27 protein-coding genes are annotated in these 24,003 nt (G+C 41.9%); 22 read left to right on the plus strand and 5 right to left on the minus strand.

What is annotated here, in order from left to right; all coding sequences use genetic code 11:
• Positions 1-37 precede the first annotated feature (37 nt).
• Entirely contained in the window at positions 38-2,491 is a 2,454-nt protein-coding gene (locus tag AC1DO4_RS21475; RefSeq protein ID WP_477419620.1) for a TonB-dependent receptor, read from the minus strand.
• A gap of 409 nt (positions 2,492-2,900) precedes the next feature.
• Between AC1DO4_RS21475 and AC1DO4_RS21480 the strand changes: the two genes are divergently transcribed.
• The 8 genes from AC1DO4_RS21480 to AC1DO4_RS21515 all read left to right on the plus strand — a co-directional run bounded on the left by AC1DO4_RS21480 (position 2,901) and on the right by AC1DO4_RS21515 (position 9,542).
• Complete coding sequence (locus AC1DO4_RS21480; RefSeq protein WP_477419622.1) at positions 2,901-3,956, plus strand: acyltransferase family protein; 1,056 nt, start codon at positions 2,901-2,903, stop codon at positions 3,954-3,956.
• Positions 3,957-4,153: 197 nt separating this feature from the next.
• Positions 4,154-5,899 (plus strand): aspartate--tRNA ligase, encoded by a 1,746-nt coding sequence (gene aspS, locus AC1DO4_RS21485; RefSeq protein WP_477419624.1) that lies wholly within the window; start codon positions 4,154-4,156, stop codon positions 5,897-5,899.
• 69 nt (positions 5,900-5,968) lie between these two features.
• Positions 5,969-6,442, plus strand: a complete 474-nt coding sequence (locus AC1DO4_RS21490) for an FKBP-type peptidyl-prolyl cis-trans isomerase (protein WP_477419626.1) — start codon at positions 5,969-5,971, stop codon at positions 6,440-6,442.
• A gap of 106 nt (positions 6,443-6,548) precedes the next feature.
• Entirely contained in the window at positions 6,549-7,010 is a 462-nt protein-coding gene (locus tag AC1DO4_RS21495) for an FKBP-type peptidyl-prolyl cis-trans isomerase (protein WP_477419628.1), read from the plus strand.
• 117 nt (positions 7,011-7,127) lie between these two features.
• Complete coding sequence (locus AC1DO4_RS21500; RefSeq protein ID WP_477419630.1) at positions 7,128-8,435, plus strand: amidohydrolase; 1,308 nt, start codon at positions 7,128-7,130, stop codon at positions 8,433-8,435.
• Positions 8,436-8,536: 101 nt separating this feature from the next.
• A complete protein-coding gene (locus AC1DO4_RS21505; protein ID WP_477401219.1) occupies positions 8,537-9,043 on the plus strand; it encodes a nuclear transport factor 2 family protein in 507 nt (168 codons plus the stop codon).
• A gap of 27 nt (positions 9,044-9,070) precedes the next feature.
• Complete coding sequence (locus AC1DO4_RS21510; RefSeq protein WP_477419632.1) at positions 9,071-9,202, plus strand: hypothetical protein; 132 nt, start codon at positions 9,071-9,073, stop codon at positions 9,200-9,202.
• A 25-nt stretch (positions 9,203-9,227) separates the two neighbouring features.
• The gene (locus AC1DO4_RS21515) at positions 9,228-9,542 is read left to right on the plus strand and encodes a low molecular weight protein tyrosine phosphatase family protein (protein WP_477419634.1); all 315 of its coding nucleotides are present in this window, start codon (positions 9,228-9,230) and stop codon (positions 9,540-9,542) included.
• Between the two features lie 49 nt (positions 9,543-9,591).
• Here the strand turns inward: AC1DO4_RS21515 and AC1DO4_RS21520 are convergent, their stop codons facing one another.
• Positions 9,592-10,911: a carboxypeptidase-like regulatory domain-containing protein gene (locus AC1DO4_RS21520; protein WP_477419636.1), complete on the minus strand. Its 1,320-nt coding sequence runs from the start codon at positions 10,909-10,911 to the stop codon at positions 9,592-9,594.
• Positions 10,901-11,473, minus strand: coding sequence for an RNA polymerase sigma factor (locus AC1DO4_RS21525; protein ID WP_477419638.1), 573 nt, complete (start codon positions 11,471-11,473; stop codon positions 10,901-10,903). Before AC1DO4_RS21525 ends, AC1DO4_RS21520 begins: the two co-directional genes overlap by 11 nt.
• A gap of 235 nt (positions 11,474-11,708) precedes the next feature.
• On the opposite strand from AC1DO4_RS21525, the gene gcvH reads away from it, so the two are divergent.
• The 13 genes from gcvH to AC1DO4_RS21590 all read left to right on the plus strand — a co-directional run bounded on the left by gcvH (position 11,709) and on the right by AC1DO4_RS21590 (position 21,248).
• Positions 11,709-12,089, plus strand: a complete 381-nt coding sequence (gene gcvH / locus AC1DO4_RS21530) for a glycine cleavage system protein GcvH (protein WP_477419640.1) — start codon at positions 11,709-11,711, stop codon at positions 12,087-12,089.
• A 60-nt stretch (positions 12,090-12,149) separates the two neighbouring features.
• Positions 12,150-12,485, plus strand: a complete 336-nt coding sequence (locus tag AC1DO4_RS21535; RefSeq protein WP_477419642.1) for a VanZ family protein — start codon at positions 12,150-12,152, stop codon at positions 12,483-12,485.
• Positions 12,472-12,675 (plus strand): hypothetical protein, encoded by a 204-nt coding sequence (locus AC1DO4_RS21540; protein ID WP_477419644.1) that lies wholly within the window; start codon positions 12,472-12,474, stop codon positions 12,673-12,675. Before AC1DO4_RS21535 ends, AC1DO4_RS21540 begins: the two co-directional genes overlap by 14 nt.
• 180 nt (positions 12,676-12,855) lie before the next feature.
• On the plus strand, positions 12,856-13,071 hold the full coding sequence (locus AC1DO4_RS21545) for a FeoA family protein (protein WP_477401226.1): 216 nt from the start codon (positions 12,856-12,858) through the stop codon (positions 13,069-13,071).
• A 12-nt stretch (positions 13,072-13,083) separates the two neighbouring features.
• On the plus strand, positions 13,084-15,198 hold the full coding sequence (feoB, locus tag AC1DO4_RS21550; RefSeq protein WP_477419646.1) for a ferrous iron transport protein B: 2,115 nt from the start codon (positions 13,084-13,086) through the stop codon (positions 15,196-15,198).
• Between the two features lie 140 nt (positions 15,199-15,338).
• Entirely contained in the window at positions 15,339-15,956 is a 618-nt protein-coding gene (locus AC1DO4_RS21555) for a SprT-like domain-containing protein (protein ID WP_477401228.1), read from the plus strand.
• A gap of 73 nt (positions 15,957-16,029) precedes the next feature.
• Positions 16,030-16,554, plus strand: coding sequence for a Uma2 family endonuclease (locus AC1DO4_RS21560; protein ID WP_477419648.1), 525 nt, complete (start codon positions 16,030-16,032; stop codon positions 16,552-16,554).
• A 126-nt stretch (positions 16,555-16,680) separates the two neighbouring features.
• Positions 16,681-17,319: an MBL fold metallo-hydrolase gene (locus AC1DO4_RS21565; RefSeq protein ID WP_477419650.1), complete on the plus strand. Its 639-nt coding sequence runs from the start codon at positions 16,681-16,683 to the stop codon at positions 17,317-17,319.
• A gap of 78 nt (positions 17,320-17,397) precedes the next feature.
• Positions 17,398-18,573 carry an FtsX-like permease family protein gene (locus AC1DO4_RS21570; protein ID WP_477419651.1) on the plus strand — a complete coding sequence of 392 codons (1,176 nt, stop codon included), beginning with the start codon at positions 17,398-17,400 and terminating at the stop codon, positions 18,571-18,573.
• Positions 18,574-18,582: 9 nt separating this feature from the next.
• Entirely contained in the window at positions 18,583-18,957 is a 375-nt protein-coding gene (locus AC1DO4_RS21575) for a hypothetical protein (RefSeq protein ID WP_477401233.1), read from the plus strand.
• Positions 18,958-19,027: 70 nt separating this feature from the next.
• Positions 19,028-19,399 carry a 30S ribosome-binding factor RbfA gene (gene rbfA / locus AC1DO4_RS21580; protein WP_477419652.1) on the plus strand — a complete coding sequence of 124 codons (372 nt, stop codon included), beginning with the start codon at positions 19,028-19,030 and terminating at the stop codon, positions 19,397-19,399.
• Between the two features lie 13 nt (positions 19,400-19,412).
• Complete coding sequence (locus AC1DO4_RS21585; RefSeq protein ID WP_477419653.1) at positions 19,413-20,099, plus strand: peptidoglycan DD-metalloendopeptidase family protein; 687 nt, start codon at positions 19,413-19,415, stop codon at positions 20,097-20,099.
• Positions 20,100-20,573: 474 nt separating this feature from the next.
• Positions 20,574-21,248 carry an energy transducer TonB gene (locus AC1DO4_RS21590; protein WP_477419654.1) on the plus strand — a complete coding sequence of 225 codons (675 nt, stop codon included), beginning with the start codon at positions 20,574-20,576 and terminating at the stop codon, positions 21,246-21,248.
• A gap of 48 nt (positions 21,249-21,296) precedes the next feature.
• Here AC1DO4_RS21590 and AC1DO4_RS21595 read toward each other — a convergent pair whose 3' ends face one another.
• Together AC1DO4_RS21595 and AC1DO4_RS21600 are read right to left on the minus strand one after the other, a co-directional pair.
• Positions 21,297-21,497, minus strand: coding sequence for a hypothetical protein (locus AC1DO4_RS21595; protein ID WP_477401239.1), 201 nt, complete (start codon positions 21,495-21,497; stop codon positions 21,297-21,299).
• A 190-nt stretch (positions 21,498-21,687) separates the two neighbouring features.
• Positions 21,688-22,182, minus strand: coding sequence for a thioredoxin family protein (locus AC1DO4_RS21600; protein WP_477419655.1), 495 nt, complete (start codon positions 22,180-22,182; stop codon positions 21,688-21,690).
• A gap of 505 nt (positions 22,183-22,687) precedes the next feature.
• Between AC1DO4_RS21600 and AC1DO4_RS21605 the strand changes: the two genes are divergently transcribed.
• Complete coding sequence (locus tag AC1DO4_RS21605) at positions 22,688-23,449, plus strand: phosphosulfolactate synthase (RefSeq protein ID WP_477406559.1); 762 nt, start codon at positions 22,688-22,690, stop codon at positions 23,447-23,449.
• Positions 23,450-24,003: the final 554 nt, after the last annotated feature.

Here is a 24,003-nt window from a genome sequence, read left to right on the forward strand (position 1 = left end):
TGACCATTCGTGTTGATTCAATTCGTGAATATTCGTGTCAGAAATTAAGATTCACTGATGCCATAAAATTGCGCGGCGCCTGCGGGAAATAGTAATTGTAGTTAACCACATTGCCGCCTTCGATATCAGGATAAGTAGCGCCGTTAGCCTCGTACTTTTTGCTGAAGATGTTACTTACCTGTAAGCCCAAACCAATGTTTTTAACCCCGCTGATGCTGAAATTGTACCGCAGCCTTACATCGCTTGTAAAATAACTTTTCAGGTAACGGTTGGCTGCATACGGGTTGCCAATATTATCTGGTGCTATGTTGAAGCCTGCAGGGTTTTGGTTCATGGTATTATCTAAATATTGCCTGCTCACGTATTTGCTGATGAAAGCAATTTCGCCGCCTTTAACAGGGCTATAGCTAATGATGCTTGCGCCGGTAAGCGATGGCGAGTAGGCAATGGTTGTTGTTTTAAACGATTCTTCAACTAATGTGCCATCATCATAATTGGAGAAAAACTGGTGATAGTTTTTGATCTTGTTGGCGCTCCAGGTAGCGGTAAGCCCCCAGTTAAGCTGGCTGGTTAACCTTACCTTGCCATCAAGCTCCACGCCCGCGCGATAGCTATCGGCAACGTTGGTGCGTATTTGCGATCCTACATCATTTAACGCGCCGGTTAATATCAGCTGGTTTTTGTACAACATGTAAAAGCCATTAATGCCGCCGCTAAAAAATTTGCCTACGGTACGGTAACCCGCTTCAAAATCCTTAAGGTTTTCGGCTTTTGGCCTTTTTTGCGGAACAGAGTTTATGTAATCATCGCGATTTGGCTCGTGGTTACCTACTGCAAACGATGCATACACATTGCTTTGCTCATTAAGCTGATAAGTTATACCCAGCTTAGGGTTAAAAAAGTTAAGTTCTACATTTTGCTGCGCATTGTTCAGGTTCCTGTCTATACCGTAAAAATTGTAGTAAATATGGCGGTATTGCATATCGGCATACAACAAAACATTGCTTAAATGCCACTCTGCGCGGTAAAAAATATTAAAGTCGTTCTTTTTGGCATTATCGCGGTAGTACTCGTAATTGGGGCCTATGCCGGCGCTTTCTTTGGTATAAATAACATTGCCGTAATGCGCGCCCGAATATTGGTTATAAGCGCCGCCCAAAGTCATGTTCAGGTTGCTTTCGGGCTGATATTTGAGGGCATAGGTAACGCCATAAAATTCATTATCCAGCCAGCGGCGGCGGGCCAGGTCAGTTGTGGCAATAGTATCTGTACCAATGATCACTGGTTTTAAACCATAATTGGCTATGGCATCCTGCTGGCGGAACTCCTCGTAATAACCTTTGCCTTTGGTATAATGCAGGGCGCCGCTGAACGACAGCTTATCGCTTATCTTTTGATCGTACAACAACTGGTAATGATTTTGCAGGTAGTCATCAACCTGGTCTTTATAAAACGAGCCATCGGCCATTAAGCCCAATTCGTTGTAGGTACGGTTGTCGGCCCGGGTATTATCGCCTATAACATAATCGGCAATACCATTCCAGGCCTGGTAGGTGCGTTCATGGCCCGACATTACGTTGGCCCTTATGGTACTGTTTTTACCATACCAGGCGGCGCTCAGGTAAAGGGATTTTAAGTCGGACGTTGCTCTATCGATATAGCCATTGGAGTGGATGCGCGATAACCGGCCATCTAAACTAAAATGTCCGCCTAATAAACCGGTGCCTGCGTTAACTGTGTTTCTGATAGTGCCGTAGGAGCCTGCCGATGTATTGATCTCGGCATAAGCCGTGTCTCTGCGTGTGGTTGTTTGAATATTGATACTGCCGCCGAATGCACCGGCGCCGTTGGTTGATGTACCAACACCACGCTGTACCTGGATATTATCAACAGATGAGGCCAGATCGGGCAGATCAATAAAGTATGATCCCTGGCTTTCGGCATCATTCAACGGAATTCCATTGATGGTAACGTTAACCCTTGTAGCATCAGAACCGCGGATGCGGATACCGGTATAGCCTATACCCGCGCCTGCATCAGATGTGGTAACTACCGATGGCGTAAGGCTCAACAGGTAAGGCAAGTCCTGCCCGAAGTTGTTTTTAGCAAGGTCCTTTTTACTTAAATTGGTGAATGCGGTAGGTGAGTTTTTAACCGCACGGGTTGAGCTAACGGTAACTTCCTCGGCTGTAAACGTATTGCTGTTAAGTTTTATATTAATAACCACCGTGCTGCCTAAAACGATGCTTTTGTCGGTGGTTTGATAACCAATATAACTGGCTTTTAATGTGTAGTTGCCAGGCTTTAAATCGGTAAATTGATACTTGCCGGTTGCATCGGCAATAGCATTGATAGCCGGGTTGGTGATGGTGACGGTTGCGCCGGGCAGTGCTTCGCCCGATTGGTTAGTGATTTTTCCGGATATGGAAAGCTGGGCCGATGCCAGGGCGGGCAGCAGCAGGGCCATAACAGCCGCGAATACATTTTTCAAAGTTTTTTAAAATAAAATAGTTAAACTGCTCATCAGGGTACAATTGCAGTATACTTAACTTGTTACCTCTCCCTACGCCGGCATTACCCGGATCAGGTGTAGCCCCCCAGCCCCCTGAAGGGGGAGCAAGTAGGCTAAAGGCTGGCTTTAAACTAAAAACTCCCCCTTTAGGGGGTTGGGGGGACATGGGTTTGATCTCAGCCCGTCTTTCAGTTTGGTAAAAACAAATTGCTTGTTTTTTATTTCACCAAAGCAAGGCACCCCTTGAGAATTATGACCCAAAGATAGGATTTGAATTTGATGCATGCAAGCCGTTGTGGGATCCTGCTGTTGTTGCATATAAATAACCTACCCCTGGCCTGTGATATTTTAAGGCCATATAAAGATTATTTATAGTTTTGTTATAACTATGGTAACTGTTGGGCAATTAGATTCGGGAAGAGATAATAATTTTGATTTGCTTAGGTTTATTGCTGCTTCACTTGTAGTTTTTTCCCACTCTTTTTTAGTAACCGATACACTAAAAAGCGAACCAATGGTAAGGTTACTTGGTTTTATGACTTTGGGGAATATGGGTGTTAAGGTTTTTTTTGCTATCAGCGGTTTTCTTATAACTAAAAGCCTTTTCAGGCAGCCCTCACTTGGCAGCTTTGTGTGGGCACGTTTCCTCAGGATTTTTCCGGGATTGTTTTTAACCGCCATTTTTTGCGCGTTTATCATTGGCCCCTTATGTACAACTTTACCTTTGAGTAAATATTTTACCAGTATCGCAGTTTATGATTTTACATGGCGATTAGCTACACTTCATAATTTTAGCAATGCTTTACCCGGTACTTTCAAAACAAACCCTTACCCCGGCAGTGTAAACAGCCCCATCTGGACATTGCCCGCCGAATTACTGATGTACCTGTGCGTTTTGCTTTTAGGTGTTTTATTACTCCTGGTTAAAAAGCAGTTCGGGAAGCTTTTGATAGCATTACCGGTATTAATTGTTGTTTTTGTTTTTTTCTGGGGAATACCCTATGAGGCATGGTATATAAGCTATATTTTTTCGTGGTCGACGTTGTTTTTTTTGGGCGCATGTTGTTACCTGTTTCGTAATAAAATAATTATAAGCCTACCCCTGTTGCTGGGTACGTTTATTGTTTTTTATGCCTGGTTCCATTTCAGATTGCCGTATATTGATTATGTTGTTGATATGCCACTGGTATACGGTATTTTGGTTTTTTCATATCATCCCAAACTGCAGGTTAAAAGCTTTCATAAACTTGGCGATTTTTCATACGGGCTTTATATTTATGCATTTCCTGTTCAGCAATTGCTTACCTTAAAATTTCCGGCATTAACGCCAACAGCACATTTTTTTTACACTTTTCCTTTGGTGCTTCTTCTGGCTGTACTGTCATGGTACTTTGCAGAAAAACCAATGCTGAAATTGAAAACAACAACATTGTTTAAAAGGTAAGATATTGTGTTAATCACAGATAAATCACCCAAAACAGGTAATTCTGCTATAAGAATATTACTATAATAAGATAGCCGCAGAAATCCTAAAAAATCAAATTTTTATTACTTATATCATAAAGGTTCTTCAGCTTTCTGCTTTTACCTTTCGGCTTTCACCTCAAAAATGTACTTTTGCAAACTTTTATAAATATTGTTATGCTTAGAACTCATACCTGTGGCGAATTAAATATCAGCAACTTAGGTCAATCTGTTACCTTATGCGGATGGGTACAAAAATCGCGCGATTTGGGCGGTACCACGTTTATTGACATGCGCGACCGTTATGGTTTAACCCAACTAATTTTCAATACAGATACCGATGCCGCACTGCGCGAAAAAAGCCGTGAGCTTGGTCGTGAGTTTGTGATAAAGGTTACAGGTAAGGTGTTGGAGCGCTCCAATAAAAATACAAAAATACCAACCGGCGAGATCGAGATTGCTGTTGAGGATATAGAAATACTTAACGCTGCTAAAACCCCTCCATTCCAGATAGAGGACGAAACAGATGGGGGCGAGGAGCTTCGCGCCAAATACCGCTACCTTGATCTGCGCCGTGCGCCAATACGCAATAACCTCATCCTTCGCCACAAAATGGCACAGGAGATTCGTAAATATTTAAGCGACCTGGAGTTTATTGAGGTAGAAACCCCGGTACTGATTAAATCGACACCTGAAGGTGCACGCGATTTTGTGGTGCCAAGCCGCATGAATCCGGGCGAGTTTTACGCCTTGCCGCAATCGCCTCAAACCTTTAAACAATTACTGATGGTGAGCGGGTTCGACCGTTATTTCCAGATTGTTAAATGTTTCAGGGATGAAGATTTAAGAGCAGATCGTCAGCCGGAGTTTACGCAGATAGACTGTGAGCTTTCTTTCATCACCCAGGAAGATATCCTGAATATTTTTGAAGGCTTAACCCGCCACCTGTTTACTACAGTAAAAGACATCGACCTGGGCGATTTTCCGCGCATGCAATATGCAGATGCTATGCGTTTATATGGCTCTGATAAACCGGATGTGCGTTTTGGGATGGAGTTTGTGGAGCTGAATGATATTGTTAAAGGAAAAGGCTTTGGTGTTTTTGATAATGCCGAACTGGTAGTTGGTATCAACGCAAAAGGTTGCGCCAGCTACACCCGTAAACAATTAGATGAAATAACCGAATGGTTAAAACGCCCCCAAATTGGTGTTACGGGCATGATATATTGCCGCTACAATGATGATAGTACGCTAAAATCATCGGTTGATAAATTTTACAATGAAGATGAGCTGACCAACTGGGCTGCCGCATTTGAAGCCGAAAAAGGCGATTTAATGCTGGTATTGGCCGGGTCAACAGATAAAGTACGTAAGCAACTGAACGAACTTCGCCTGGAAATGGGCAGCCGTTTAGGTTTGCGCGATAAAAATAAATTTGCACCACTTTGGGTATTGGATTTTCCTTTATTGGAATGGGACGAGGAAACCGGCCGTTACCATGCCATGCACCACCCATTCACCTCGCCAAAACCAGAGGATATTGCCCTGCTTGATACCGCCCCGGGAGCAGTACGTGCAAATGCGTATGACCTGGTAATTAACGGTACCGAGGTTGGCGGCGGATCTATCCGTATCCATGATCGTGCCACCCAGTCGCTGATGTTTAAGCACTTAGGCTTTTCTGTGGACGAGGCGCAAAAGCAGTTTGGCTTTTTAATGGATGCCTTTGAATTTGGCGCACCCCCGCATGGTGGTTTGGCCCTTGGGTTTGATCGCCTGGTATCTATTTTTGCCGGTTTGGATTCTATTCGTGATGTAATCGCATTCCCTAAAAACAATTCGGGCCGCGATGTGATGATCGATTCACCATCAACCATTGCTGATACCCAGATGAATGAACTTAAAATTAAAACAACGGTATAAGTGAGTTTTTTTGAATTGTAGCGTTTATGGCGGTTAAAACGTATCCATATTAAACTGATCTTTATTTAAATGAAAAAACTTCTATTCTTATTTTTACTTCCGTTGGCCATCTTTTCAGCATGCTCCAAAAAAAGCGATACTGCAACTGTTGATGTAGCAGCGCAGGCTGCCATTGACGATGCTGCCATAAAAACATATATTACCGCCCATCCCGAAATTACCAATGTCAAGGATACTTTAGGTGTATATTACCAGGTGCTTACAGCAGGAATCGGTAACTACCCCACAGATGCTTCAACAATTACAGTAGGTTATACAGGCAAATTGCTTAATGGCGCCCAGTTTGAAACCAACTCAGGTTATACCGATGTGTTACGCAATTTGATATTAGGATGGCGAATAGTATTGCCGCATGTACGGTATGGCTCAAAGGTTTTAATGATTATACCATCAAGGTATGGGTACGGTACTTATTCTACCGACAAAATACCGGCAAACTCTGTATTGATATTTACTGTTGATTTATCGACTGCCGGAGCTTAGCATTAAGAATTTTATTATAGGCCTGGAATAACATTCCGGGCTTTTTTTATTTGGTATATTTCCGTCGTTTAAATACAACCTAAAAAAGGTCAAATAATTATTTTGAATGAAGAATTTACTGTCACTGCTACTTGTTGCATCAATTGCAATGACCTCCTGCTCACATCGACCATCTGTTGAAATGATAAAGCAAGCCAAAACCGATGATTCTATCATCCGGGTTTATTTATCCAACAACCCCATGATTAAGGCGGTTAAAGATCCATCTGGACTGTACTACCAGGTAGTTAAACAAGGTACAGGCGCTTACCCCGACAGCAACTCAACAGTGACAGTAAATTACCATGGTAAGCTCATCAACGGAGCGCCATTTGATTCGGCCAATGGTTTTTCGAGTTCGCTCGATAGGTTGGTAAAAGCCTGGCAAATTGGTATTCCGCATGTGAAAAAAGGTGGTAATATCCTGTTATTTGTACCATCAGCATTGGGTTACGGTCCAGGCGGCGGTGGTCCGATACCCGAAAACGCTGTATTGATATTTGATATCGACCTTGTCGATTTTAAATAAATCATCCCATAATACTGCCTTGTTGAGTGGGTTGGAACAGCGGCCGAAATATCATTAGCCGCGGGTTATTAGATTTGAAGTATTGTTCTTATATTAACTGTTCTAAAAAAAGCCCCTATGAAAATATTTTCCATCCTGTTTTTTTTATTGTTTTCGGTACAGGCGTTTGCGCAAAATGCAGCCCGCGTAGCACAGGTTAATACTAAAGCTGATGCCTTAAAAGACCAGGTAACCGCCTGGCGACGCGATTTTCATGAACACCCCGAACTTGGCAACCACGAGGTACGCACATCGGCAATTATTGCCAAACATTTGCAATCATTGGGTATCGAAGTGCAAACAGGTATAGCCACAACCGGGGTTGTGGGCATTTTAAAAGGAGGTAAACCAGGCCCGGTAGTTGCATTGCGTGCCGATATGGATGGATTGCCGGTAATTGAACGCACACCTGTGCCATTTGCATCAAAAGAAAAAACTACCTATAACGGGCAGCAAGTTGGCGTAATGCATGCCTGCGGTCATGATTCGCATATGGCTATTTTAATGGGGGTAGCCCAGGTACTATCGTCTATGAAAAGCGAACTGCATGGTACCGTTAAATTTATTTTTCAGCCAGCCGAAGAAGGCGTTGAGCCGGGTCAAAAAGGCGGCGCTGAACAAATGGTGAAAGAAGGAGTACTTGAAAATCCTAAGGTTGATGTGATATTTGGTTTGCATATTAACTCGCAAACCGAGGTTGGCAAGATCAGCTACCGCCCTGGTGGAACGATGGCCGGTGTTAACGATATGCAGATCATTGTAAAAGGCCGGTCGGCACACGGAGCCGCTCCGTGGTCGAGCGTTGATCCAATAGTGGTTTCGGCCGAGATAATAAACAACCTGCAAACTATAGTAAGCCGCAATATCAACATAACCGAAAACCCGGCGGTGGTAACCGTTGGAGCCATAAAGGGGGGTAACCGCTCAAACATTATTCCCGAGAGCGTTGAAATGCTGGGCACCCTGCGTTCATTTACAGCTGCAGACGAAAAGATGCTGATTGACCGCGTTACGCTAATAGCTACCAAAACCGCCGAAGCACAAGGCGCCACTGCCGAAGTTAAGATACCCTATAGCAACCACTACCCGGTTACATATAATAACCCCGAGCTTACAAAAAAAATGTTGCCCAGCTTGCAGCAAACCGCGGGCGCGTCAAATGTAATGTTAAAGCCGCCGGTTACCGGGGCCGAGGATTTTAGCTTTTACGAGGAAAAAGTACCGGGACTGTTTTTCTTTTTGGGCGGGATGCCAAAAGGGCAGGACCCGCTTAAAGCCCCATCGCACCATACCCCGGATTTTTATATTGATGAAAGTGGTTTTACTTTGGGTGTTAAGGCATTATGCAATTTAACATTAGATTACATGGCATCAAAAGGGAAGTGATAATAATAACGTGTTTTATGGGGCAGCTGTCTTTTTATTGTAATTGATGCTTAACTTTATAAACTTATGGCAAAAGGAGCGAAGTATATTAACTGAATAAGATGAGGAAAAACATATTAACAATGGTTTACATAACGCTGTTACTAATTGTGGTAGCGGGACAAAAAGCCATCGCGACAGGTTTAAGCCTTGCCGATACTGTAAAAAAACTAAACCCCGAAGTTTTGCAAACAGTTAATACTGTATTAAAGGCCTCTTATACTTTTGATATTGATAAGGTTACTGATATGTATGCGCCAAACGCGGTTGTTACCGATGAGCAGATGCCTTATTCATGGAATGGTCAGCTTGCGGGTGTACAATGGGTAAACTCGGTTGAAAAGGCGGTTAAGGAGTTTAAGATAAAAGATTTTATGGTTGTTGTTAAACGCATAAAAATTTTTAGGCAAACCGATGAAATAGCCTATTTAATTGTACCGGTTGAATATACAGGGACAGTTAATGGCGACCCGTTTAATGAGGAAGGAGCGTTTTCTTTTGTGTTTCGTATGGTAGGGGGTAAATGGCTAATCAAAAGCCAGGCCTGGGTACCCAAAAATGGCCTCTGATCTATCTAATCCCCAAAACCCGTTATTATGGAGCCAGTGTTTATATTGTTTAAAAGGTTTAATGATTTAGCCCTGGCCAATGCCCTTACCACGGTATTGGATGAGCATGGTATTGAATATACCATTGAAGAAAGAGTAGCGCCGGCTTTTAGTCAATAATTTTATAAAATAATCTCCAGTCTGTTTGGCCAATCTCCTTTTCATCTGCAGTAAAAACCAATGGCGCAGCCCTACTGCCGAGCTGTTGTTTAAAGATCACCCGGAACACAAGGCATATTCTGCCGGCACAAGTGATAAGGCGCGTACCAGGGTAAATCAAAAAATGATTGACAGGGCAGATGTGATATTTGTAATGGAGCATAAGCATAAAGAATTACTCAAACAGCGGTTTCAACTCAATGGCAAACAATTAATTGTGCTTGAAATTGAAGACAATTACCGGTTTAATGATCCTGAACTGGTGGAGATATTGCGGGTTGTATTGAGCGATTACCTTTAAACCAAACACTGCTTTTTGTCTTGATTCCTGGCGCTAACCTCTTGATTTCTTAGTTTTGTTTCTGGAATTTTACCTTAACCGTAACTTCCTCTGGTTTGCCTGTACTGTTCCCAATCCATGTAGGGCCTGCCTTTATCAGATCGATAGCTTTTTGATCGGCTGCGGGTGTAAGGCTTTTTTTGATCTTGAAATCGCTCAATGCGCCATCACCACTAACGGTAAATGTTACACTTACTGTACCCGCAATAGTGCTGTCGGGTAAAATGGCATTGGCCTGCAGGTATTTTTTAAGGGCGCTCATGTCTCCCTGGGGGTGCGCGCTTACAGCTTTTTGCGTGCCATAGCCAACCACAACCTCATTAAGAGAACTGCTAACGGGATTAAGTTCTACTTTTAGGCTATCCCCGCTTTTTACACTTACCTGTTTGGGCAAAAAACCTATAGATGCTATATCCAATGTTTGCTTACTCCCTGTTGCGGGCATAGAAAAATAGCCATTAACATCGGTAACTGTACTTTTATTGGTCCCCGCTATGCGGATAGCTGCGCCAATAACAGGGGCGCCATCGGGCTTGCCAATAATTACGCCGTTAATGTTTGTGTAGCCAAACTGCGATTTTGAATCTTTTGAGGTTACTATGGTTAAACCATCAACCTTACCCTGTAATTTAGATTCGTTGGGAATTGAGGCCTTATCACGTGCTTTTTTAGCAAGAGCTGCGAGGCTATCGGTATTATCTTTTCGGGTTTGTGTGTAATTTGAAGCTACTATCTCACTTACCGATGCAGCTTCTTTTGCGTCATCATCAGCTTGCACTACGGGTTTTGGAGCAGTTGCTGTTGGAGCTTTGTAAACCGCCGCCACATTATTATCTGCCGAGGAGATCTCCTGTTGGTAAACGGATTTATTTCCCGGTTTTAATATGGGAGGGTGCTTTTTGGTGTTTTGAGCAAGCAAAGGCGCTTGTTTTGTATCCTGTACACTTAAAGCAACAGTGTCCTTTAGCTCAACCTTGGTCTTATCCTCTTTAATTATTGCAATGTCATTGGTTTTTTGTTCGGGCGGAGTGGGTGTTTTCTTTAACCACAAACCGCCAATGGTTAATACCACCACAACCGATGCAGCAATTGACCACATCTGCCATGAAATAACACGGCTTATCTTTGGTTCAATTCGCTGTTGTAACCTTCCGGCCAAGTCGGTCAGGTTAGCTTGTTGATCTTTAGAAGCAGGTTCAAATCCTTCAATGGCATCCATTAAAAATGGATCATCAAGCGCTTCCCGTTCAAGCTTGTGCATAGCTTTGGCATCAAGTTCCCCGTTAAGGTACTTCCTGATCTGCGATATGTCGGCTTTTTTAGTATTCACTTTTCTTCTCCATGCAAATTTTAAGGTTGCGCTTCCCGTTTTGTATATAACTTTTTACTTCATTCAGGCTAAAATTGGTTATCTCGGCTATTTCCTTATAGCATTTCTCTTTTAAATAAAATAGATCAATGCTTTGTTTTTGCGCGCCGGCCAGTTTATCAATACATTGCTCCAATGCTTTATAGGCCTCTTCGCGGTTACTATCATCAGGATGCAAAAGCGGGGTAAATTCCATAACATCATCCAAATTTACCGTCTCTATTTTTTTGCCTGCCCTTAACTGCATCAGGCAATAATTGCGCCCTAATACATATAACCAGCTTCTGAATGTGTTGATATTGTGATTTTTAACCTTTACTACCAGTTCTTCAAATATTCCCATCACCGCATCTTTGGCCAGTTCCTCATCTTTCAGATATTTTAAACAAACCCCATATAGTAAAACCATGTATCTTTCATATAGTTTTCCTAACACCGCTACATCGCCGTTTTCACGGTAGGTGTTAAGCAGTTGGTCATCGGTTGATGTGGCTGTTTTTCCTGGTTTAATAAAATTGGTCATTAAAAGTGTGCAAAATAAATTTTTTAAACCGTTTATGGAAATTAACAATTAAACACGGCAAGAAAAAGCACACCCTTAAACATTATGACAACTCATAATGATTTTAAATTCGAGGTGCCAATTTGTGGGGCTGCGGTTAACGTTTTGTAGCTTACCCTAAGCTGTATTACAATAAATCTTTAATTATTGCTATAGCCTAAAGTTTTGTTATTTTTGAGCACATAAAATTAACGACATGAATTTTCCCGCTGAATTAAAATATACTAAAGACCACGAGTGGATAAAGGTTGAAGGCAATGAAGCTACTATCGGTATTACCGAATTTGCGCAAAGCGAACTTGGCGATATTGTTTATGTGGATATTGCATCCTTAGGGAAAGAAGTTGCCAAAGATGAAGTTTTTGGTACCGTTGAAGCTGTAAAAACTGTATCAGACCTGTTTATGCCTGTAACAGGAACGGTAACAGAAATTAACCCTGCACTTAATAACCAACCCGACCTGGTAAACGCTGATCCGTATGGCGAAGGCTGGATGGTGAAGATCAGTATTGCTGATGTATCAGAAATAGATAGCCTGTTATCTGCCGGTGATTATAAAGCTGTTGTTGGCGCTTAAATGGAAGCGACATTAAAATATCATGGGCTCACAATTTTGTGGGCCTTATTTATTTTCATCATGTGCTCAGCTAAACTGGATTCGGTAGATGATTCTCCTTTGTTTTTCGAGGGCTTTGATAAACTTACGCATACCGGATTATTTTTTACGCTGATTGTATTATTCTGCAATGGTATCATACGGCAACAAAAAATCCGCTCATTCTCGTATAAGCAGGTACTGGTAGTTACCGTGGCCTCTGTATTTTTTGGTGGGCTGATAGAGATATTGCAAAGAACTGTTTTTACCTGGCGCAGCGGCGACTGGAATGATATGTTTTGTGATATGCTTGGAATTTGTATGGGAATTTTTGGTGTTATGTTAACATTAAGCGCAATTGGCAATGAAAAAAAATAAACTGATCATCATAGGAGTTGCCCTGCTGCTCAGCTGCTCATCCTGCGGTATATTTAAAAAAGGCTGCGGATGCCCTACGTTTGGGAAGGTAAAATCTGTACGTTTCAGATGTGAAGATATGCAGATTTCAAATGTGCAGATTAACCACGTTGAGGGCTTCGCCGTTTCAGATGTGGAGATGCTTGGCTAACGTTGTTAAAATTCTGCAAATTTGATTCGTGCAAAATTATTCACATATCCGTAAATCTCATTTGAAAATCAGTTTTTTCATCTGCATATCTGCACATCTAAAATTTGCACATCAAAGCGTCTGCTTTATTTGGATTTAATATAAATAAGCTTACATTTGCTCAGGTTAAAAAGATATAGGATGACACTTTCACAACTTGAAGTAGGCGAAATAGGAATTGTAAAGGAATTTACTGATCTGGAAATGTCGGTAAAATTGATGGAGATGGGATGTTTACCAGGTGAAGAGATTAAAATTTCACGTATTGCTCCGCTTGGCGATCCTATAGCCATCCATGTTTCGGGTTACCAGTTAAGCTTGCGTAAATTTGAAGCCTCCACCATTATTTTGCAGTAGTTTTTGTAAACATTGAAAGCCGATATAAGAGTTGCACTTGTAGGAAATCCAAACACCGGTAAATCAACTCTCTTTAATATTTTAACCGGTCTTAATCAAAAAATAGGAAATTTTCCGGGGGTTACTGTTGATAAAAAAACGGGTTTTTGCCAGTTGCCCGATGGGCGTACCGCCGAAATTATCGACCTGCCCGGTACTTACAGCATCTATCCAAAAAGTAAGGACGAATCCATTGTATTTTCTGTATTAGCCGACAAAACCAAAGCGCTTGTTCCCGATTTGATCGTGGTGATACTTGATGCATCAAATCTTAAGCGCAACCTGCTGCTGTATACCCAGATAGCCGATTTAAAAATACCGGTTGTGGTAGCGCTAAACATGATAGATGTATCTGATAAAGCAGGTATTACTATCAATATTGATCTGTTTGCCAAAAAGCTGGGCGTGCCGGTTGTTCCTATTTCGGCCCGCAAGATAAAAGGGATCGATCTGCTTAAAAGCACCATAGCTTATGCCAATAAAATTGCGCTGCAGCAGGATACCATAGATGTTGATTCCATAGCCCCGCAACTTATAGCGCAGATACAGGAAGAGTTAAAAATAGATAATCCGTACTTCGCCCTGCAGCTTGCCCATCAGCACGAAACGCTTGATTTTTTGTCTGCCAGGGAAAGCGATCGGATAGAAGACCTGGAAAAAGAGCATTCTTTTCACTCCCAAAGGGCCCAGGCTACAGAAACCATTGCCCGCTACAGTTTTATTAACGATCTTCTGTACGATACCGTTAAAAAACCAGAAACAGCACATGACGAATCTGTAAGCAATAAAATTGACAAGATACTTACGCACAAAATATTCGGCTTTGTGATATTTTTTGCCATACTGATGTTCATATTCCAGGCTATATTTTCCTGGTCGGCCTACCCGATGTCGCTTATCGAAAATTTATTTATCTGGCTGCAAAGCAGTGTAAACAAGGCTTTGCCAACCGGTCCGTTCACCAGCTTACTGGTTAATGGTATTATTGCCGGTTTAAGCGGTGTTTTGGTATTTGTGCCGCAGATAGCCATTTTGTTTGCCATGATATCCATACTGGAAGATACCGGCTATATGTCGCGCGTTACTTTTATGATGGATAAGGTGATGCGTAAGGTTGGCCTCAACGGTAAATCGGTAGTGCCGCTAATCGGCGGCTTTGCCTGTGCCGTGCCATCTATTATGAGCACCCGCAACATCGAGAACTGGAAGGACAGGATGATTACCATTATGGTTACCCCATTGGTGGCGTGCTCGGCCCGTTTACCGGTTTACACTTTGTTAATTGCCCTTGTGGTGCCAAACCGCAATGTTTGGTGGCTGTTTAACCTACAGGGATTAGCGCTTACGGCCATGTACCTGTTGAGCATTATATCTGCAGTATTGGTAGCCTTTGTAATGAAATTCATTTTAAAGGCCCGCGAGCGTGGTTACTTTATTATGGAGTTACCTGTTTACCGCATGCCCCGATGGAAAAACGTGGCTTTTACCATGTATGATCGTTCAAAAACCTTTGTGCTGCAGGCGGGTAAGGTAATCATTGCGGTATCTATTATTTTGTGGGTGTTGAAATCATACGGCCCTGGCGACAGGTTTGCGCAGATAGATAAAACATACAGCCAGCCGCGATACACCAAAACCATGAAGCCCGACAGCCTGAACAAAGTTGTGGCATCCGAAAAATTAGAAAATTCCTACGCCGGTGTGTTTGGCCATGTGATAGAGCCGGTTATTAAACCACTGGGCTTCGACTGGAAGATAGGGATAGCCCTCATCAGCTCCTTTGCCGCCCGCGAAGTGTTTGTTGGCACCATGGCCACCATTTACAGTGTGGACGGCGATGCAGACAAGCTGGAATCGGTACAGCAAAAAATGCATAGTGCTACTAACCCCGATACCGGGAAACCTGTGTTTACTTTGGCTGTGGCGTTTTCGCTCATGATGTTTTACGCCTTTGCCATGCAGTGCGCCAGTACCGTGGCTGTGGTATATCGCGAAACCAAGGATTGGCGCTGGCCGGCCACCCAATTTGCTTACATGACAGCGCTGGCATATGTGGCCAGTTTTATTGTTTACAATTTGCTTAAATAGGTTCGTAGTCCATGGCCGATAGTCTATAGACCATCGCTAATTATCAATCAATTGTTATTTTATTTAATTACAACCTAAAACTATCGGCCATCGTCTATGGACTATGGTCTTCAAAACATATATTTGTATTGAGGTAAAAATTGGATAAAGTAAAAGTTTTAGCAAGATATGTCCCACCTGATGCTGCTCCGCTCATTGGCCGCTGGATCGACTATTTTAAATGCGAATTTAAAATTTCGCGCAACCGGGGCACCAAATTTGGCGATTACCGTTCGCCCCATGCCGGTAAAGGTCACCGCATCTCGGTAAATTATGATCTTAATCCCTACGCTTTTTTGGTTACCACCGTACATGAGTTTGCACACCTGCACACCTGGAACGAGCATAAACAAAAGGCTAAGCCGCATGGCACCGAGTGGAAAAGTAATTTCAAAAAAATGATGCAGCCCTTTTTTGAAAAGGACATTTTTCCGCACGATGTAAAGCATGCTATAACCAGTTACCTTAATAACCCTGCGGCTTCCAGCTGTTCAGATTTGAACCTGTACCGTTCCCTGCGCAAGTATGATGCACCAAAGGAATCGGTACTAACTATAGATAAAGTGCCTTTTAAAGCCCTGTTTAAAATAAAAGGAGATCGCGTTTTTCGTAAAGAGGAGCAGTTGCGCAAGCGTTTTAAATGTGTGGAAATAGAAACCAAACGGGTTTACCTGTTTAGCCCGGTTGCCGAGGTGGAGCTGGTGGAAGGAGTGAATTGATTGCTGTATAGTAGTAAAGTAAACAACTTTTTTAATGAAGTGATTTAACTAAATTAGCATAAAGTAATTAGCAATGAGTACCACAATACCAGAAACCGCTATAGATATATACCGGATGTTACCTGAGGGTACCAGGTGCGAAGTGCTGTACAATCAATTGATCATGACACCCGCATTTAATATCGACCACCAGTTTATTTCTGTAAAGTTATCTGCTTTATTATATAATTTTTTAGAAGAAACCGGTAGGGGTATAGTATTACATGCGCCCACCGATGTATATTTTGAACAGGAGCAATCGGTTTTACAACCTGATATACTGGTTGTTCTGAATGAAAACAAACACATTATTCACCAGGATGCAATTCATGGTGCACCGGATGTGATTTTTGAAATACTATCCGGAAACCGGATACATGATACGCTGAAAAAGAAAAGCCTATACGAAAAAGCCGGTGTTAGTGAGTATTTTATTATTGACCCTGCTGACAAAAAGGTTGTGATGTTTGCCTTTAATGATGCCAAGCAATATGAGCTTGTTTATGAATTAACCGGGAAGATAACGTCTGAAGTTTTAGGGTGCAGCTTTACTTTATAATCCGAATGAGTTATACCTGCGGTAAATGTGCAGCATTAATGAAATGCTAATTAATGCCCGGCCGTAATTATCATTGGCGAATTTACATCCTCGTGCCCGATTCAATTAAATCCGTACTTTTACCCCATGGCAAAAGTTAAATCGTTTGTGAATAATCCTTACCAGGAAAACACTTATATTTTATATGATGAAACCGGCAAATGTGTAATTATTGATCCCGGAATGTATACCGCCACCGAGCAAAATGTGGTGGTGAATTTTATAAAGGATAATAATTTAACCCCCGTTTTACTGCTGAATACCCATTGCCATATAGATCATGTGCTTGGTAATAAATTTGTTTTTGATAAATACGGACTAAAGCCTAAATTTCATGTGGGTGAGTTGCCGGTGTTAGCGGCTGTAGTTGCCTACGCCCCTCAAATGGGCATCAGGTACGAGGTATCGCCGGTGCCGGACGAGTACCTGGCCGAAACCGGAACTATCCTGTTTGGTAATACTACCCTCGATCTGATCTTCGCGCCGGGGCATTCACCAGCGCATTTGTGCTTTTATGATAAAGCGGCCAATATTTTAATAGGTGGCGACGTTTTATTCAGAATGAGTATTGGTCGTACAGATTTGCCGGGTGGTAATTTTACACAGCTGATAGATAATATTGAAACCAAACTTTTTGCCCTGCCCGATGATTGTACCGTTTATCCGGGTCATGGGCCCGAAACTACTATTGGTTTTGAAAAACAAAACAACCCGTTTCTTACTTAAGCATATAACTTAATACTTGTCACTAATTTGAACACCTCGGTATATATAGCTAAAAGGTACTTGTTTTCGGGCAAGAAAATGCATGTCATTAATATCATATCGGGCATATCTATGCTGGGTGTTTTGATAGGCAGCGCGGCTTTGATCATTATTTTGTCGGTGTTTAATGGGTTCGAGAAAGTTATACTTTCCCTGTATAGCAACTTTACGCCCGAAATAAAGATCGAAACCCGGCTGGGTAAAACCTTTGATCCTAATACGCCTTATTTTAAAGCATTGCATAAAGATGCCAGCCTTTTTTCATTTACGGAGGTATTACAGGAAAAAGCCCTGATAAGATATGGAGATAGGCCATTAATAGGAACTATAAAGGGTGTAAGTGATGATTTTTTAAAAAATAAACAGCTGGATAGTACCGTTGAAAACGGATCGTTTACCCTTAAAAGCGGCGATAGGTATTTTGCAGTTATAGGCAGAACCATACAGGGTAGCCTGGGCATCAATGTTCATGATGACCTGTCGCCTATCCAAATATTTTCTCCGCGGCGCACTGTAGTAAACTCGGCTAATCCGCTTGATGAATTTGTAGTGCGCTCCATCAATGCATCCGGTGTATTTGGCATACAGCAGGAGTTTGATGATATTGTGGTTACCCCCATCGAGTTTGCGCGCGATCTGCTCGATCAGCCAAAAGAAATTACTTCGCTTGAGCTTACATACAAACCGGGTACCAATGTTGCGGCTGTACAAAATAAGATAAAGGATGCTATAGGCAATAGGTTTACGGTAAAAAACCGCAAGGAACAAAATACCGAGCTGTATAAAACGTTGAACTACGAACGCTGGAGTATATTCATGATATTAACCTTTGTACTTATCATTGCTATATTTAATATTATAGGGTCGTTAACCATGCTGGTTATTGATAAGCGACAGGATATAGCCATTTTAAGCAGCCTGGGGGCCAATAAACGGATTATACAGGGCATATTTTTTTTCGAGGGAATGATGATATCGGTATTTGGCTGTGTTGTGGGGATTGTGCTGGGCCTGGCATTTTGCCTTGTTCAGCAGCATTTTGGATTAATAAAGATGGGAGCGGCTAACACGGTGATTGATGCCTACCCGGTTGACCTGGAAGTATCCGATTTTGGGCTGGTATTTTTAACAGTAGGGGCCATTTCGGTTATCGCATCGGGTATTAGTGCACGATTAAGTATCAAAGGACTGGATGAAATCAAACAGGATTTGTAAATTTGTTATATGAGGATAAGCTATATTAAATATTTCGCCTTCTTATTTATTCTTTTTATAGCGGCATGCTCATGTAACCAAAAGTCGCAAAAAACAAAAACACCTGTTGTTTTCAAAGGTTTATACAGTTTTGGTCCCGAAATAAAGTCGTTTAAAGATTGCGATAGCGGGACTGAATTTTGGGTTACCGATAGCTCGGCAACACTTGAACTGCAATATTCGCAAATGAATTTCGAGAAACCTTATGAGCCGGTTTACGTTGAGGTAGAAGGGCTCAAATCAAAATCGGGTAAGGAGGGTATGGGATCTGAATATGACAGTACCCTTGTTGTAAAAAAAGTAATAAAAATAACAAAAGAGATACCGCAGGATATGTGTAATTAACACGATATTCAGCATTGGTAAATCAAAATAAATAAAACTCATCTGCCTGAATTGGCGTTAACTTATCATCATGGAATCAAAACGTCAGCAAAAATTTGCCGGAGTAATACAAGAAGACCTGGCAGCTATATTTCAGCGCGAAGGCATGAACTATTTGCCTAATACACTGGTAACCATAACCAAAGTGCGCGTAACGCCCGATTTGGCCATAGCCCGTATCTTTTTGAGCTTTTTTGGCAATACCAATTTACAGATGGCTTTGCAAACTATCAAAATGCATGCTTCGGAAATCCGCTACAAACTGGGGGCCCGTATTAAAGACCAGGTGAGGATAATACCGCAGCTGGAATTTTTTGTGGATGATACCAGCGAATATGTAGAGCGCATGGATAAGATATTTGATAAGATAAGCAAAGAAGAACGCCAGCCGGATACCGAGTAAGTTATTTATCCTGATGGATAGGCACGAACAGCTAAAAACATATTTACAAAAATACCCCCGAGCCGCACGCAAGGTGGTTGATTATAATGCCGGCACCGACCGGCTTTTTCCGTTGGATTTTACCGCTGCCAATACAGAATTATCTACCGCGATAATTGCCGATACGCAAAAGTTTACCAATTGGGTAAATGATAAGCTAAAGGCCAACGGTTGCAGGTACGGTATTGGCGGTTACCTGGAGCATCGGACTATTTATGCCGTAAGCGCCCATTTTGATACCGAAGATGAACCCCGCCGGCTTCATTTAGGGGTTGATATCTGGGGGCCCGATGGTACGCCTATCTACAGTCCGTTTGATGGTAAGGTGCACAGTTTCCAGGATAATAATAACGTGGGTGATTACGGCCCGGCGATTATACTGGAGCATGACCTGGATGGACTAACGCTTTACAGCCTTTACGGTCACCTAAGCCGCAAAAGCCTGGACGGGTTGACAGTAGGTATGCCGGTTAAAAAGAATCAGCGTATAGCTGCACTGGGTAACAATACCGAGAATGGCCAATGGCCGCCACACCTGCACTTTCAACTGATGTTTGATATGGAAGGCAGGTTTGGCGATTACCCCGGTGTATGTAAATATTCGGAGATGGAAAAGTATATGGCTAATGTCCCTGATCCGGCCTTGGTACTGGGGTTTTAGCCCCCCCGCCCCCTGAAGGGGGAGCATAGAAAGAGGCCATGCCGAACTTGTTTCGGTACCCCATATGCTAAGTCGACGAGAGTGCAATTCAAATTGTGGCTAATCAATTGTTTCGGCTAAAGCCCACGCTTCTTATTTATCCTTATCCGTCCCATAAATGGGGACGGCAATGAGTTTGTCTGCTATGCTATGTTTCATTGCCGTTGGCTTCAGCCAACGGATAAATGGTTATCAAAAACAGGCTTTAGCCAAATTCAGTATGATTGCAATAAGCTAAGTGGCGGCCAAACGATTAGGATATACTTTACTGGCGACAATTTGAATTGCACCCGTCTACGATAAGCAGTGTACCTAACCTAATGATTAGTTGTTCTGCAGGATGGCAAATAAACCCGGCACGAATTAGAGTAAATATCGCTATAACAATTCCACAGCATAAAACATTATCCGCGTTTTATTGTCGATATTTATACTATGATAAGGTGCCTGCTCATCGGTGTTATTACAATAGCTACAGCGTTTGCTGCTAACGCTCAGCCCGCATTTAAGGGCGGCCAACGGGTGTTGGATAATTTCCTGCTGTCGAAAATTGTTTATCCCGAATATTCAAGACGAAATTGTATTTCAGGGGTTGTTGACATCGCTTTCCGGCTCGATAAAAGTGGTAAGGTGATTGATGCCAGGGTACAAAAAGGACCTGGTATCGACCTGGACGACGAAGCTTTAAGGGTGATCAAATTAACATCGGGGCAATGGGTAATCCCGGCTGATTATAAATCAACTACTTACCTGGTGCAGCCTATCCGCTTTAACCCCGACCAAACGCGCTGTAGCTCATCATCAGCAAATGATATGCAGGTCGCCATTGCCGATTATAAGAACAGGCAGGAGCTGGAGAACGCGGTTACCAATTACTACATCAACAAATACCAGGGCAAGGCCGATCTATCTAAAGAAGCAACCATTATTGCCCTTAAAAAACAATTAGGATTTGATGACGAACTGGTAAATGATTTGCTTGGCCAGGCTAATGAAAAACTAAAACAACGGGATACCGAAGGCGCCTGCACCGATTGGAATTTTATCCGCAATATTGGCAGCAGCAAAGCCGATAGTTTTATTGAAAAGTATTGCAGCAAAAAGCCTTAATCAAGTTATAATTTGATTAAGGCTTTTTGAATACCCACAGGGCAAAAATCAGGCGGTTAAGCTTACAAGCTCAACCTCTTTAATAGCCAGCAACATAAGGCGGCCCTGGTATTCAACCCAAACATCGGCAAAGCCGTTGCCATCATAACCTAAAAATTTCATGAAGGGGTTGCTAATGTTAAGGTTTTTCCACCTTTTACCAATGTACTTAAGTAACTGACCACTTTTTAATGTTGTGTGCTTTGCCATAAGTTAGAGTTTTAAAGGGTGAAACAATAAAAACCTAAGATAATTAACATTTGCGAAAATATTTAACCTTTGGAAAAATTAAATTTCCCTTGTATCTGGTTTGTTACAATAGCAAATCATGGTTTATTGCCTGTCAAACAAACAGGCATGTGTTGTAAGTGGTTGTTGATTAGTGCTTTACCAAAAAAAATCATTTGGTTTTGGTGTAGCTTTTAGGGTCAAGAGCGGTTGGCGACCAGCTTTTAAAAAAGTCTAAAATTTTGTCCCGGTTATAGCCTTTACCTTCTTCCAGGTATTCGGAATTTTGAGTGTTTAGGCGTGTGCCCTGGCTATCAAGCACTATAAAAACCGGAAAACCAAACCGTTGTGGATAACCCAGTTTAGCTAAAACCTCCTCATTCTGGTTTTCCTTACTGTAATTTACATGCAAAACAACGTAATTGTCATTCAGGTATTTATCCAGCGTGGTATCTGTTGTAACCTGCTCATTAAAACGGATACACCAGCTACACCAGTTTCCGCCAATTTGTAAAAGCACATTTTTGTGCTGCTTTGCCGCTTGTTTAACTGCGGCAGCAATATCTGCTTTTGCATCGGCGGCTGGATTGTAAATATGGGGTTTGTCCTGTGCCTTTGCACTTAAAGCAAATGCAGAGATCAAAGTTATAAAAAGCAGTTTTTTCATAAGGGGTATCTGTTAATGAGTACCGTAAGCTACATAAAATGAGCAAAGTACAGGTTTGTGCTTAGGAATTATGACAACAATTTTACAATTTTGATTAAAAATGTGCACTTGTAAACACAATGTGGAAAACTCTGAAATTGAATGATAATTTAAGAATAATATTTTTGATATAAGATGCCCTAATAAGGCCCCAATTACTACAACAAATAAAATATTAGGGATGATAGGTGCAGGCGATTGTTTAAACTTGAGTTTTTTCAGTTATAAATAGTTAATATGTGTTAAGCCCTGCGTAATGCGGGGCTTTTTTTGTACACGATTTTCTGGATTTTACAGGATTAACACGATTTTTAAAGTGAGCGCCGGCATCTCAAAAACAAACTACATATTAATTTGCGTGTCACCTTATCTAAGATTTAACATTTACTTCATTTATCCTTTGCATTTTTTTTCCGACATTTACCCCGTTAGAACTTTTAGTTATAGGCTATAACCAGCAATGCATATGAATTACAATATCAATAATTTACCCGAGCGCACATTTAAACCCCGCGATAAAGGTATTACGATGGTGATGGACAAAGGTTTAAGTTTAAGGCAGGTAGAGGATTTTATTGAAGTTGGCAGTACACATACCGATATTGTTAAGCTTGGCTGGGCCACATCATACGTTACACCTAACCTCAACGAGAAATTAAAACTATACAAGGAAGCTGGGATCCCTGTTTATTTTGGGGGTACATTGTTTGAAGCCTTTATTGTGCGTAACCAGTTTGATGATTATTGCCGCTTGCTCGACAAATACCAGATGGAGCATTGCGAAGTATCAGATGGCTCGATCACCATTGAACACGATGTTAAATGCGAATACATCAGCAAGCTGGCAAAGCACGTTACAGTGATATCGGAAGTAGGGTCAAAGGATGTGCAAAAAATATTTGCCCCATATAAATGGATAAAATTGATGAACGCCGAAATTGAAGCCGGTTCATGGAAAGTAATTGCCGAGGCCCGCGAAAGTGGTAATGTGGGGATCTATCGTGATTCTGGCGAGGTAAGACAGGGTTTGGTTGACGAGATTCTTACCCAGATTCCTGAGGGTACTATTATTTGGGAGGCCCCGCAAAAGGCGCAACAGGTTTGGTTCATCAAACTTATTGGGGCCAACGTAAGCTTAGGCAATATTGCTCCTTCGGATATTATACCGCTGGAAACATTGCGCCTGGGAATCCGGAGCGATACCTTTGATCATTTTCTGAGCTTATAATTAACCTTATCATATACTGACAAAGCCTTCTGATGAAAACTCAGAGGGCTTTTTTATACTAATAAATTCATAGTCAAGCGTTTCTTTAAAAGCTGTTTAAAAATAAAAAACAGACTTGTCATACAAGTATCCACCAGCCAGGCTGGAAAAACAGTAATTACATGTATGGGGATACCACAACCGCCTCGTGATCGTCATTGCGAGGAGGTACGACGAAGCAATCCCCAAAATACAGGTCGGATTTGCACGGTTACTCTGTAAGTTGGGGATTATTAATGTTGTGTTTTTGTTTTTACAGGTATTAATGAGCTCCCTGCGGTCGGTTATCTTCGTATCTTATAATGATGTGACCGTAAGTTATTGATTATTAAATATGTTTTTTTGAGTTTTCAACGTAGAGACACATAATTGTGTCTCCCGCGTGCAAATCACACATGCAAATTGAACTTGCAATCGGCCTTGCAAATCCTGAATGTCCTGCGGGAGACGCAATTATGCGTCTCTACAACAGCCCCATTTGCAGTAATGACGGTCTGTTTGTTATTTTTAGATAA

This window comes from Mucilaginibacter sp. P5_A6, from assembly GCF_056400585.1.